We start from the raw sequence: 12,678 nt of genomic DNA, 5'->3' as shown, positions 1-12,678 counted from the left end.
TCTACTTAATAATTTGTTCGATCAGTGCTTTCTTAAATAAAGCTTTACTAACATCTGCATGATCTTTCCCGGGGCTTCGGTGAACTTGAATATTCGGGTTGGTATTCGCAAGGTAGTTTGCATGAATGAGATCAGCCTCGTACAGTTTAGGAACAAAGAGCTGTAACCGAGAGCCAAGCTCTTCAGCATAAGGCTTTAGGTCAAGTGCCGGTATATTGAATTTTTCCTTTACCTGTTTTCTCCATTGCACATCTTTTGTTACCATAAAAGAAGCTTTTCCTTCTTTAATTTCCCATTCATTATCGAGTGGTTTGGCTTGTGGTGAGATCGCAAGCACTGCTTTTGCGTTCAGTTTTGCTCCAAATTGAATGGCAGCAGAAGCCCCTGCTGAAGTGCCAAGGCAAATGATTTCTTGGCAACCTGATTTTTCTATCTTGGCATTTAATAGCGACAGCCATCTTTGTTGTGCTGAAAGGCCTTGATCAGCCAATGCCGTTCCAAGAGGGCCAACTTGGTACCACATTTGCCAACTGTCGCGAACGCCTAAGTAACAAGTATCAGGGTAATCCTGCAATATTTCTTCAAATAACCTTACCCCAGCAAACTTGGGTGTAAGATAGGGCGTGACCTCTGACTGAGGTAAGGCCATATTAATGTTACCTTGGAAAAAAATCAGTAAGGTTTTTTTGCCTGTGCCTTTTATTAATAGCTCTTTTTCTAGTATTGGCTGGTTTATTTTTTTTTGTATATAATTCGCTAGTGTTCCTCCATATTTGAGCACTTCTTCTTCTAGAGGTTCTACTTGCTTATATTCGCTGAGCGTGTTGAGTCGCTTAATTAAAGACTGTGAGAAGGTTGCTTCAATTGCTTGTTTGGTAGTGATATCTCCTCGAGCCAGTTTTTCTTCACAGCTAAGGGCATCAGAATATTTCTCAGAAATCTGCGTTGTAAACAACGATTCATCTTGTTCTTCACACATCACAACGCCAGCAGACATATTTTCCCCTTGTAGCCATTTCCTTAAATCCTCACTCATGCGTGGAAAAGTATGGTGAATCGGGGTTGGAACTTCTGTTCTATAAACTCGTGCTTCTGGGAACCAAGGGGAATAGTTCTGACCTAATAAACTCCAATTTGGGTGTGTAATAAATGGCCAAACGTTTTTGCCCCCTGTTACTGCACCTGCTAACTGCATAACTGCGGTTGGGGCTGTAATGACCAGATCTAAACTTTTTATTAGAGAAGCCACTGCATCAAAGTCATCTTTTAGGTTAATATCTGACCAAGATTGAATTTTTACACCAAAATGTTTAGCGGCAAATTCAAGTTCTTTATCGCAATCACCATATTGTAGATTGATCCAGTTTACATTAGGAATACTGAACAATGGGCCCCAAACTTCTATATCTGTGAGGTATCTATCTCTAAACGTACTGCGTACACCACTTCGCCAGCAAATACCTATATTTTTCTTGCTATGGTCTAAGCGTTTTTTCCATTCCTCATCCCATTCTGGATTTGTCTTTAAATAAGAACCAGTCGGGAAGGCGTTAACTTGTTTTCGGTAAAAGACTGGCAACGTCCCCATAGGAATATGATGTGTGTAATCAGTAATGTATGGCGCCCCATCTTTTTGTAAACGTGGGCTTTGTCTGACATCAATTTCTAAAAAACTGCGTTGCATCAGTGCAAGTAAACGAGGGTCTGTTTCATAGATAATATGTTTGGCCCCTGATTTTTTTACTAAGTCTGGGAAACAATTAGCAAACATAAAATAATCGCCAACCCCCTGTTCACTCCAGACCATAAGGGTTTTGTTTTTTAGTGATTCGTTTTCTTTCCAAATCTCGGCATGAAATTTTCTTGGTAAAAATAAAGACTCGCGATAACGGTGTTTATCCCAACCTTCTTTTACTCTACCTAAATTGAACAGGGGGTGCGCCATGTTCCATTTGGCCATGTCAAGATCTGGTTTTGCTTCAATCGCTTTTTCAAAACATACAATTGCTTTTTCTTGTTCTTTTGGTAGGGCATAATAAATCATGCCAAGTTGTATTAACCCCTGTGGGTCATTAGGGTTTTCTTCAAGAAAAGCTTTAATAACAGAAGTGCACTCTTCAAATTTGTTTTGTTCGAATAAAATCTCTGATAATCTTCTGCATAAAAAATCTGTTTTCTTAATTTTAAAGGCTTCTTTATAATGAATTTCAGCTTGTTCAATATTGTCTTCTAATTCAAATATCTTACCCTTGCCATAAATTAGTAAATGCTTCGCCACTTTGTTGTTAGTTAAAAAGCGAGATAGGTTTTCTTTCTTGTCCTGAATGGCTAAGATATTTATATAGCGAAAATGGATGTTTTCATCTTCGCTGTTTTCTGCTGCACCCGTGATGACCTTGAGTGTTTCAATATCGAGGTCAATCTCTTGCTTTGTTTCTTCAAATGCAGCCATCAAAATAATAGGGAAAATTGGATTCTCTCGATATTTTCTAACGAGAGAAGGTAGGTCTTTCTTTATCTCGATAAAAAGATGATTGTTGTATAAGTTGACAGCTTTGAAAATAGGATATTGTGGATTTGTTTGATCAAGTTCGATTGCTTTGGAGAAAAATATGTCAGCTTGTAGGGGTTCTTGTTTATTACTGAGTATTCTTGCTAACCAAAAGTAAGCCTCTGGTTGTGTACTATTGAGCGCCAAACTTTTTTCGATTGCAGCTTGTGCTTGTGTTAAGTTTGATAAATGAAATCGACTCACACCTAGGATCAGCCAAGCTCGACTGTGTTTGGGATACTGTACACACACTTGTTCTGCAAGCACCGCCGCATCCGCCCATTGTTGATTTTTTGAAGCTCTTTCCATCTCTATATTGAGGTTTTTGGCCATCTGTGGTGTTCTTTCTGAGTTAGAGTTGATACGAGAGCATTTCTGCTGAGTTATTTTCTTTAAAAAGGCTGTTCGATGACAAATTCTGTTGTTTCGTTTTCGAAAACTGATACATTAGTTCCCCAGTATCTACAAAAATTTAACTGTGTTGGTTCAAACATCTGCGTGAATTCCTGCTGTCAGAAAGTATTGTTTTTTCCCTCTGTTCAAGACATGGATGGGATGGCGCAATTAACAAATCAAACAGCCTATCAGCCTTGGTTGAGACTTGCTTTTGGTGTCGCAAAAAACAAACTCGGCGAGATGCAGGCGTTTAGCCGAATGAATCCTGTAACGGGGCAGTGTTGGTTACTGGATCGTCAGCAAAAGTGTCGGCTGTATGATAACCCTGCTTTACCGACGCGTTGTGCTGAATACCCTGCTATTAACAGATGGCTGCCTGATGGGACGCAGCAGTTCTTATCGCCGTCCTGTCCAGAAGTGGGTCGTCTATTGTGGAAAACCCCCGATGCACTGGCACTATCGATTGCACCCGTCATGATGAGACAGGAATCCATGGTAACAGTGGATCTACCCGAGGTAGAACAACAGCGCTACTTGTTACTGCGGCAAGCGGGTGCGACGTTGTTGCAAACTCGTGAACTCCCACTCTCGCGTCGCTTAATGTTGTTGTACTTCCTGACGGAACAGATTAGTGAGGTGTATGAAGCCAATCAAGTCGATCACATCGCGCTCTCGATTGACAGCCTTTTTAACTTAATCCAACAGAACGACGAGACATTGCACTTTACGCAAATTACATTTGATGAGTCTCTACATGCACTTTTGTTGGTAAAGCTGTTACAACTTCGTCACGATCGACAGCAAGGGGTGGGTAGCTATGAAAAAGTGCTGAATGATGTTGTGTTGGCATTTGATTTGGCGGATCAATCTCGTCCACTAGAAGAACGTGCGTTAGCCGCTATTCCTAGGATACGAGAGGCTTTAGCGGATCTTGATCAGGCGCTATTAGCATCACCGCATTTTTTAGAGCATATCGTGTTGAACCACTGGTTAGCGTATGCGTTTCCTGTAGCGTCAGTGGAACATGATTTACGAACCAATCTGTTGGCCTTCTTGCTATTTTATTTGTTGCAACGGTTGTTTTTGGCTGCGGCTGCGAGTGCCTATGGTAATGATTTTGAGCAACAGGCTTGTTTGGTAGGCTCAGCATTTCATCGTGAATGGGTAGAGGAGTCTCCAATGTTGTTTGCTGCTGCGATGTCTTTAGCAAATTCAGAGTTGAAAAGCTTGCCTAAGTTATTGAGTTTATTGGGAAAATAAAAAAATGCTGTAAAAAGCAGAAAATTTCTTAAAGTTTTTTCTGAGTGATCCGAAAACACTAACAAGAGCGCGATACCTGCAGTTTGATAGTAAGCGCCTCGTTTAACTTTTTTCTCTTCAGTAGGAGAATCACTATGTTTATCAATACTAACGTTGCCTCGCTGAACTCCCAACGTCAATTGGCTGGTTCTACCGGTCTGTTGGCAACTGCAACTCAGCGTCTGTCTTCTGGCTTGCGTATCAACAGCGCGAAAGATGATGCTGCTGGTATGTCGATCTCTGAGCGTATGACTGCCCAAGTCAAAGGTTTGGATCAGGCTAAGCGCAACGCAAACGACGGTATCTCTTTGGCACAAACTGCTGAAGGTGCGTTGACCGAAGTGGGTAACAACCTGCAACGTGTTCGTGAATTGGCCGTGCAAGCAGCCAACTCCACCAACAAACTCGGTGACCGTCAGACAATTCAAGACGAGATTACTCAGCTGAAAAACGAAATTCAGCGTATGACTGAACAGACTTCGTTTAACGGCAACAAACTGTTGGACGGTTCCTTCACTGCAAAAACTTTCCAAGTGGGTGCTGATGCAGGTCAGGCAATTACTATCGATAGCGTTGCAAACACCAACTTGAGTTCTTTAGGTGGTCGTAACTATGTCCGTGGTGTATCTGCAGTTGCGACTGGTTCGATCAGTAAAGCAGCTGGCACCGGTGGTGTAGATGCCATTGCTAACGGCCTGAAAATCAAATACACAGATTCCAACGGCGCAGCACAATCTGTCAGCTTAGGTTCAATTGGTGCTGCTTCAACTGGTGAACAACGTGCCGGTCAAATTGTTGAAGCGATCAACAAACAGTCCGAAAAAACTGGCGTGACCGCTACACTGGATGAGAACAACAAGATCCAAGTGCGTTCCAACGGTTCTTTGGGTGAGTTGTCAAAGGCTTCTTTCAGCCTGACTGGTGGTTGGAGTGCATCGAAAACTGGTTTGTCCACTAAAGGCGGTGCTTCCTTAGCTGGTAACAACACCTTAGGTATTACTGACCTGACCGTCACTGGCCACGACAGCAAAAATGCAACCAACGCGATTGCTCGTATTGACAACGCAATCAAAGAAGTGAACGCTTTCCGCGCAAAACTGGGTGCTTTCCAAAACCGTTTCAGCTCGGCAATCACTAGCTTGCAAACTTCTAGCGAAAACATCTCCGCTTCTCGTAGCCGGATTAAAGATGCTGACTTCGCTAACGAATCTGCATCCTTGGCTCGTGCCAACGTGTTGCAACAAGCGGGTACTGCAATGCTGGCTCAGGCTAACCAACAGCCACAGCAAGCTCTGCAGCTCTTGCGTTAATCTGAAAAAGAAACAGCCGCCGCCCCGCGCGGTGGCCCGTTTTCGAACAACCCGGCGCGGGAGCCTCCCCCGTCGGGTTTTTCGCGTAAGGAGCCTTGCTCATGAGTACGATTCCCCCCATCAACAGCAGCAACTTGCCGTCTTATTCGTTGCCGCAAGATACGAACAACCGGCCCGTTTCTTTGCCTGCCTCGCAATCGTCTGCCCCAACGGTAGAAGTTTCAAGCGATGCTGTGCAAGCTGTTTCCAGTGCACAGAAACAACAAGCACTCCAAGCCAATCCACAAGATTTACAAGATGCCGCAGAAAAAGTACAAAAAGTGGTGCAGATGTACGCGAGCGAATTGAAATTTTCGGTCGATGAAGACTTGGAGATCCCTGTCGTTAAAATTATCAATACCGCGAATGATGAAATCATTCGACAGATTCCTTCAGAAGAAATGCTAGAAATTGCTAAGAGTATTGATAAAATTGCTGGCATGTTTGTTAATCAAAAAGCCTAGTGCAAGAAACTAAAAAAGCTACCTTAGGTAAATAAGGTAGCTTTTTTGTTTTATATCTTTTAATGTGAGAAGTGTTGTTGCCAAAGCGTTGTGATTGTTTGTGAAAAATCTTTAGCAAACTGTGTTTGGTTAAACAAGGCAGAATGTGTAACTTGTTCTCGCAAGTTTTGTCTCAATAAAGACAATGCCTCTAACCGAGAAGCAACTGAACATGCTAGCGCCACATATTCCTCTTTGGTATTGGTCACGTAACTTTCTAATCCTGCCGCAGTGAGCAAGCTAGCACCTTGACGCGAAAGTAACGTCTCTCCTGCAAGTGTGATAGTTGGGACACCCATCCAGAGCGCTTCGCATGTTGTAGTGCCTCCCGTATAGGGAAAGGTGTCTAGTAGCACGTCCACTTCTGCATGTGCCTGTAGATAGTCTTGATAAGAAGTCGCAGCTAAAAGATGGATCCGTGTACGAGAAATACCCTGTGCTTCTAGTTTTTGCAAAGTGGATTCTTTGACTGTCTCATCAGCAAACTGCATTGCCTGCCAACGTAAACTGCTGTGAGGGACTTGATTAAGAATGTCCCGCCACAAAGAAAAGACTTCATCATTTGTTTTGCTAAGATGTTGAAAGCAACCAAAAGTAAACTGATTTTTCTCTAAAGCGGGTAAATTGGATACCTTTGGTGCTTCGCTTAGGGTGTTAAAACATAACCTTGTATGAGGCAGATATTGCACTTGTTCAGCAAATTGGAATTGGTATTCTTCAGGGACACCCGTTTGATCGACGAGAATATAGTCGATTTCTTCAATACCTGTTGTTGCAAAATAGCCAAGCCAAGTAATTTGTAGTGGTGCAGGCTTATAAGAAAATACAGGTAAACGATTGCCTGCTGTATGGCCTGACAAGTCGATCAATATATCAATTTCTTGCTGATAAATAAGCTCCGCTGCTTCTTCATCTGATTTCGCAAAGATATTATTCCAGCTATCAAAATACTTTCTTAACTGATGTGTGGTATCGTCTTCAATGCTATGATTATAATAAGCAAACAGTTCAAATTCATTGTTTTGCTTAATTTCACTCATAAATCCCAAAAATTTACTTACCGAGTGTTCACGGAAATCTGCCGATACAAAACCGACTTTTAGCTTCTCATGGTTGTGATTCTGATGTTTGTTGGAATAACTATTTTTTGTATGACGTTTTAGCCATTCCCCATATTCAATCGCATGATGTAGCGTTTCCCCTCTGTCCACGAAGTTGTAGCATAGCAATAAGTTACTATACGCCTCAGTGTTGTAGATTTTTGAGTGAACTGCACGTTGAAAATATTGGATTGCTTTCTTTATTTCTCCTTTTTGATGATAAACATTACCTATATTGTTGAGAGTGACATCAGAACCTGGGTTTTTCTCCAAGATATGTTCAAAAATAGATTGTGCTTCATCTAAGTTGTTTAAACCCTTTAATGCAATCCCCAAGTTGTTATAAGCATCAATATATTCTGGATTTAGACTTATGGCCTCTTTTGCATGATGAAAACCAAGCTGATAGTTTCCTTTTGCATTAAAAATTGCCGCGATATTGCAATGTGATTCTATCAGGTTTGGGGAAATTGACAAGGATTTTTTATAGAATAATTCTGCTTCTTCGTTTCTACCTTGTGCTTGTAAAATATGGCCAAGGTTATGGTAAGACTCTGCAACATTCGGTTCTAAATTGATTGCCTTTTGCGTTATGTCCTCTGCCTCGTGATATTTTTTTTGTAGTCTTAAACATTCTCCTAAGTTAATCATGGCACTAATATAGTTTGGTTTTATTTGTAATGCTTTCTTGAAGTGTTTCTCTGCCATTTCGAAATCACTTCTGTAACTTAATAACAAGCCTAGGCTGTTATGAGCTTGAAACAGACTTGGTTTAATACGAATCGCTTTTTTGTAGTGGCTTTCCGCTTCTGCTAGATCGCCTGTCTTCATGACTAAGTTGCCGAGATTGGTTTGAATTTCAGGATCTTGCGGGGCAAGGTATGCTGCTTTTTGTAGCGTTTCGATGGCTTGCCCAATCTCTCCCAGCATCTCGTATGCTAAACCCATGAATTCATAAGGGAAACTGTGCTGCGGGTATGCTTGAGCCAGCTCATTTGTTCGTTCTAACAACAACGCTGCATCACCGCTATAATATGCTTCAACTATCGAACTCATTTCTGCTTGAGATGGTGATTTGATTTTTGTGTATTTTGATTTTTTTTGCGACATTTGACACTCCGAAAAAAGAAAATTACGACAGTAACTCAACATACTTTAAGTTTTACTTCGATTGGACGATACTTGTCACATCAATTATTGAATTTCTACTTCTTGAGGGGTACCCCATCATGGCTATCACATCTGCTGGTGTCGGTTCTGGGTTAGATATTAATAGCATCATTGGCCAATTGATGACAGTAGAATCACGGCCTCTTTCACAACTGCAGGCCAAAGAAGCCAAAGAGCAACAGAAGCTCTCCGCTTACGGTCAAGTTAAGAGTGCCCTGTCTACTTTTCAATCTTCTATCAAGGCGCTTCAAGATAACAGCAAATTTAGCTCAACCAAAGCGTCCGTTAGCGATAAGGACTATGCTTCTGTTTCTGCTTCTGGTGCTGCTCAGGCAGGTAAGTACTCGGTTGAAGTCATTGATCTCGCTCAGTCTCACAAAATTGCTTCTGGTGGTTTTTCAAATAGTAAAACTGCCTTGGCAACCAATGGTAAAAACTTGACTATTGAAGTCGGTACCAAAAAATTGGAGCTGAACTTCACTGCGGATCTGACGCTTGAAGAATTACGAGACAAAATTAATAAGGAAAATGGTGGGGTAACCGCCAACGTAGTGAACGATGGTTCAGCCTATCGTTTAACATTGTCAGCAACAGAAACGGGTGCGTCGAACACTATCACTGTTTCCTCTACATCTAGTAGTTCTGACCTAGATAAAATCCTGTATGCCGGTGGTGGTGGTGCACCAACAGCGTCGAATGCTGGCCAAACTCAGGCTGCAGCTGATGCACAAGTAAAAATTGATGGTTTAACAATCACTGATAAAAGTAACACTTTGACAAAAGCGATTGACGGGGTAACGTTGACGCTATCTAAAAAAACAGAGGCCGGTAAGCCTTTGACAGTCAATGTGACGAAAGACACCGGATCGGCTAAATCAACGATTGAGGGGATTGCGAAGTCTTATAATGAGTTGATGAAAGTGTTAGACAACCTAACCTACTTCAAAGCTGAGACAGCAAAAGCTGGGCAAGCAGCTGATGCTGGTATCTTGAATGGAGACAGTAGCATTCGCTCGATTCGTACCCAGTTGCGTGCTGCTTTTTCAACCCAGATCTCGGGTATCTCTGGTGATTACTCCTTACCTGCTTCCGTTGGTGTTGGGTTTGATGCCAAAACTGGCAATATGACTATTGACTCAACCAAATTGACCAAAGCACTAGAGGCCGATCCTCAGGCGGTGATGAAGCTGTTTACTGCATCTGGTAAAGCCGCTGATACTGGCTTGAATTTAATGAGTGCAACCAGCAAAACTAAAGCAGGTAGTTATGAAGTTGTTTTGACTGATGCACCATGGGTTTTACAAAGCAATACGGCAAGTAGTGCTGGCACGACGGCTGGACAGTTCTCAGGTGAATCGATGACGATGAAGGTTAATGGTACTGCTGCAACTATTAACCTTGATACTGCTTTTTCAACTGCAAAAGCAACAAATGGCGATGTTATCTCGACATTACAAGCGGCATTAGATAGTGCCTTTGGTTCGAATGTCGTCTCTGTTGCCTTTAATGGTACTGACAATAAATTTGAATTTACTGCTGCAAAACAAAACAAAGATAGCCGTATTGAAATCACCAGTATCGGCACAAATGCAGCGACCCATTTTGGTCTAACTAGCGGCAGTATCAGTCCTGCTAAAGTAGCTGGGACAATTGGTGGCATCTCTGCTCTGGGTGACGGAATTACGCTTTCTGGCTCGACAGGGAAAGATACCGAGGGCTTAAAAATTGAAATTACGGGTGGGGCGTTAGGCTCTCGCGGAACCATGACGGTGACAAAAGGGTTCGGTTTCGCAATTGATGATGCGCTTGAATCAATGGTCATGAAAAAAGGGCTTATTGAATCTAAGACAGAAAGTATCAATTCCACCATCAAAACTTTGGGTCGTGAACAAGATGCGATGCAGAATCGTATCGACGATACGGAGAAGCGTTTGCGTACTCAATTTGGTCGTCTTGACTCCACTTTGAGCCAAATGCAACAGATGTCTAGTTACATGCAGCAACAATTAAGTATGTTGTTACGCTGACAATCGGGCGGGGGATGGTTATGATGGCGTGTAACGATCTCCCGCTTGTTTTTTCTTGTTGAAGATGCCAACTATGCTGAACAAAAATCCTTATGCTGCCTACACACAATCTGCACTAGAAACAGAAGTGATGGTTGCCAGCCCTCACAAACTGATTCTGATGCTGTTTGACGGTGCCATACAAGCTATCGCAAATGCGCGTCGCTTCCTGCAAGAAAAAAATATCCCTGAAAAAGGGCGTATGATCAGCAAAGCGATTGCGATTGTTGACGAAGGCTTGCGTTTGTCTTTGAACAAAGAAGTTGGGGGCGAGTTGGCAGAACAACTCGATGCCCTGTATGAATATGTGAGCAATATTTTATTAGAAGCCAACTTAAATAACGATGATGCTAAATTAGAACAGGCGTCACGTTTATTGGCTGAACTGCGCGATGCTTGGGAACAAATCAACCCAGCTCGGCAAGCCGCTGAAAACAGCACCGAACCTCCTCCTCGTGCTAAACCAATGAGCTATGGCAATGTCTGATGTCGAACAACGCTACAACGATCTAATGGACGCTGCTTTTGCCTTGCGTGACGCGGCAAGAGCAGAAGATTGGGACAAAGTGGCGGACTTATGGGATGGATTTTTGCTGCAATTTGATGCGCTGCAAAGCTATCAAGCCAATCATCCCGATTGGGCTGAACACCGCCTAGGTAGCCGCGAATTTTGTGCTGATCGCCTACGGCAAATTCTCGATTGCCACGAAGAAGTCAGCCATCTCGTGCGTGACCGCCATCAGGTTTTACGAGAAGAACTCGGCTCGGTCCACACGACCGCAAAACTGCGTCAGGCCTACAAGTAATATCCCTTCGATGGCGAGCCCTTCCCTCGCCATCCCGCCTAGACTCTCCCCTGTATTTCCTTCTTTTGCCTCTCCTGCTGCCTCGCCAGACCGCAGTACAATCCCCATATCCTTCTCAATCATCTATTGATTTAAGGCTGCATGATGTCGCGCAAAAAACTCCCTATTGGTATTCAAACCTTCGCCAAAATTCGCGAAGACAACCATTACTACATCGACAAAACCCCGATGGCTTACCAACTGGCGACACAAGGCAGTCATTACTTTTTATCCCGTCCCCGTCGTTTCGGTAAAAGCTTGTTCCTCGATACCTTGGCTGAACTGTGGGCAGGGAATGAGGCGCTGTTTCAAGGGCTGTGGATTCATGATAAATGGGATTGGTCGGTGTCTTATCCAGTGATTCGCATCAGCTTTGGCGGTGGGGTGATGCGTTCCCCTGAGGAACTACAAGAACGTATCCAGCATATTTTATATTCCGAGGCTGAACGATTTGGGCTGAGCTATCGTACGACTTCAGTGGTTGATCGTTTTATTGATCTGATTCAACACGCACACAAACAGTCGGGACAACCGGTGGTCGTGTTGGTGGATGAATACGATAAACCTATCCTAGACAATCTGACCAAACCAGAACTCGCCAAAGCGATGCGCGATGAGCTGAGAAACTTATACTCAGTGATAAAAGATCAGGATGCAGTAATGAAGTTCGTGTTCCTGACTGGGGTATCAAAATTCAGTAAAGTGAGTTTATTTTCAGGTTTAAATAACCTGAATGACATCACCCTTGATGCCGAGTATTCAGCGATTTGTGGTTACACTGATCACGATATTGACACCGTTTTTGCACCGGAGTTAGCTGGATTAGATCGAGAGCAGATTCGCGAGTGGTACAACGGTTATAACTGGCTAGGTGAGTCCGTTTACAACCCGTTTGATGTGCTGTTGCTGTTTCAAAAACGCGATTTCCGGCCCTATTGGTTTGAAACCGGCACACCGACGTTCTTACTCGATTGGATCAAAGCACATCATGTGTGGCTGCCAGAACTGGCCGCTTTGCGCGTCAGCGGTGATTTGTTGCAAGCGTTTGATGTTGACATGATGCTCACTGAATCCTTGATGTTCCAAACCGGCTATCTGACGATTGCCAAACGCGAGTATCAGTTTGGCGAATATCTGTACCAATTGCGTTATCCAAACCGTGAGGTTTACCAAAGCTTTCACAATAGTGTGCTGTATGTACTCCAACCCGATGCAGGTCAAAGCAGCCGCACCAAACACCAGCTGGGGCAGCTGTTACTGAAAAATGACTTTGCTGGCATGGAAGCTTTATTCCATAGCCTATTTTCCAGCATTCCCTACGACTGGCAACGCAACAACGCCATTGCCCAATACGAAGGCTATTACGCCAGCGTGTTCTACAGCTACTTCGCTGCCCTTG

Annotated in this window: 9 protein-coding genes; 7 read left to right on the top strand and 2 right to left on the bottom strand. The window is 43.2% G+C overall.

Annotated elements, in window-relative coordinates:
- Position 1: 1 nt before the first annotated feature.
- Complete coding sequence (locus tag ACTBZS_RS05230; protein WP_463043482.1) at positions 2-2,884, bottom strand: tetratricopeptide repeat protein; 2,883 nt, start codon at positions 2,882-2,884, stop codon at positions 2-4.
- A gap of 75 nt (positions 2,885-2,959) precedes the next feature.
- Here ACTBZS_RS05230 and fliB point away from each other — a divergent pair, with 75 nt between their 5' ends.
- The 3 genes from fliB to ACTBZS_RS05215 all read left to right on the top strand — a co-directional run bounded on the left by fliB (position 2,960) and on the right by ACTBZS_RS05215 (position 6,059).
- Positions 2,960-4,207 (top strand): flagellin lysine-N-methylase, encoded by a 1,248-nt coding sequence (fliB, locus tag ACTBZS_RS05225; protein WP_463043481.1) that lies wholly within the window; start codon positions 2,960-2,962, stop codon positions 4,205-4,207.
- A 134-nt stretch (positions 4,208-4,341) separates the two neighbouring features.
- Complete coding sequence (locus ACTBZS_RS05220; protein ID WP_460430735.1) at positions 4,342-5,556, top strand: flagellin N-terminal helical domain-containing protein; 1,215 nt, start codon at positions 4,342-4,344, stop codon at positions 5,554-5,556.
- Between the two features lie 101 nt (positions 5,557-5,657).
- Entirely contained in the window at positions 5,658-6,059 is a 402-nt protein-coding gene (locus ACTBZS_RS05215; protein WP_460430734.1) for a flagellar protein FlaG, read from the top strand.
- A 59-nt stretch (positions 6,060-6,118) separates the two neighbouring features.
- Here the strand turns inward: ACTBZS_RS05215 and ACTBZS_RS05210 are convergent, their stop codons facing one another.
- Positions 6,119-8,308, bottom strand: a complete 2,190-nt coding sequence (locus ACTBZS_RS05210) for a tetratricopeptide repeat protein (RefSeq protein WP_463043480.1) — start codon at positions 8,306-8,308, stop codon at positions 6,119-6,121.
- A gap of 119 nt (positions 8,309-8,427) precedes the next feature.
- Here ACTBZS_RS05210 and fliD point away from each other — a divergent pair, with 119 nt between their 5' ends.
- The 4 genes from fliD to ACTBZS_RS05190 all read left to right on the top strand — a co-directional run.
- A complete protein-coding gene (fliD, locus tag ACTBZS_RS05205) occupies positions 8,428-10,395 on the top strand; it encodes a flagellar filament capping protein FliD (protein ID WP_460430732.1) in 1,968 nt (655 codons plus the stop codon).
- Between the two features lie 73 nt (positions 10,396-10,468).
- The gene (fliS, locus tag ACTBZS_RS05200) at positions 10,469-10,921 is read left to right on the top strand and encodes a flagellar export chaperone FliS (protein ID WP_460430731.1); all 453 of its coding nucleotides are present in this window, start codon (positions 10,469-10,471) and stop codon (positions 10,919-10,921) included.
- Positions 10,914-11,240 (top strand): flagellar protein FliT, encoded by a 327-nt coding sequence (locus ACTBZS_RS05195; RefSeq protein WP_460430730.1) that lies wholly within the window; start codon positions 10,914-10,916, stop codon positions 11,238-11,240. The genes fliS and ACTBZS_RS05195 overlap by 8 nt, the downstream gene beginning before the upstream one ends.
- Before the next feature lie 141 nt (positions 11,241-11,381).
- Positions 11,382-12,678, top strand: a 1,297-nt coding sequence (locus ACTBZS_RS05190) for an ATP-binding protein (protein WP_463043479.1), incomplete at its 3' end; no start/stop codon positions are given.

The sequence above is a fragment of the Aquaspirillum sp. genome (assembly GCF_055136605.1).
This window is presented reverse-complemented; position numbering and strand designations above follow the sequence as displayed.